The organism is Sulfitobacter sp. 15WGC (genome assembly GCF_005068605.1).
GTDB classification, from domain to species: Bacteria; Pseudomonadota; Alphaproteobacteria; order Rhodobacterales; family Rhodobacteraceae; genus Sulfitobacter; species Sulfitobacter faviae.
The window spans coordinates 1-673 of the sequence record NZ_SZNL01000067.1 but is presented as its reverse complement, the minus strand read 5'-3'; the positions used below and the strand labels follow the sequence as shown (position 1 = coordinate 673).

The window sequence follows — 673 nt, the reverse complement described above, 5'->3', positions numbered from 1 at the left end:
AGTCCCGTATAAGAAGCATGATTGGACGTATTAAGTAGGGCGGGACACGTGAAATCCTGTCTGAAGATCGGAGGACCACCTTCGAAGGCTAAGTACTCCTTACTGACCGATAGTGAACCAGTACCGTGAGGGAAAGGTGAAAAGCACCCCGACGAGGGGAGTGAAACAGTACCTGAAACCGAACGCCTACAATCAGTTGGAGCATCCTTGCGATGTGACAGCGTACCTTTTGTATAATGGGTCATCGACTTGGTCTCACGAGCAAGCTTAAGCCGTTAGGTGTAGGCGCAGCGAAAGCGAGTCTTAATAGGGCGTCGAGTTCGTGGGATCAGACCCGAAACCGAGTGATCTAGGCATGGCCAGGTTGAAGATAAGGTAACACTTATTGGAGGACCGAACCCACATCTGTTGAAAAAGATCGGGATGAGCTGTGCCTAGGGGTGAAAGGCCAATCAAACTCGGAGATAGCTGGTTCTCTGCGAAATCTATTTAGGTAGAGCGTCATCCGAATACCCTCGGGGGTAGAGCACTGGATGGGTAATGGGCCCCACAGGCTTACTGATCCTAACCAAACTCCGAATACCGAGGAGTACTGGATGGCAGACACACGGCGAATGCTAACGTCCGTCGTGGAGAGGGAAACAACCCTGACCTCCGGCTAAGGCCCCTAATT

General features: G+C 51.6%; 1 rRNA gene. It reads left to right on the top strand.

What is annotated here, in order from left to right:
* A 23S ribosomal RNA gene (locus FCK22_RS17995) occupies positions 1-673 on the top strand; the annotation flags it as partial.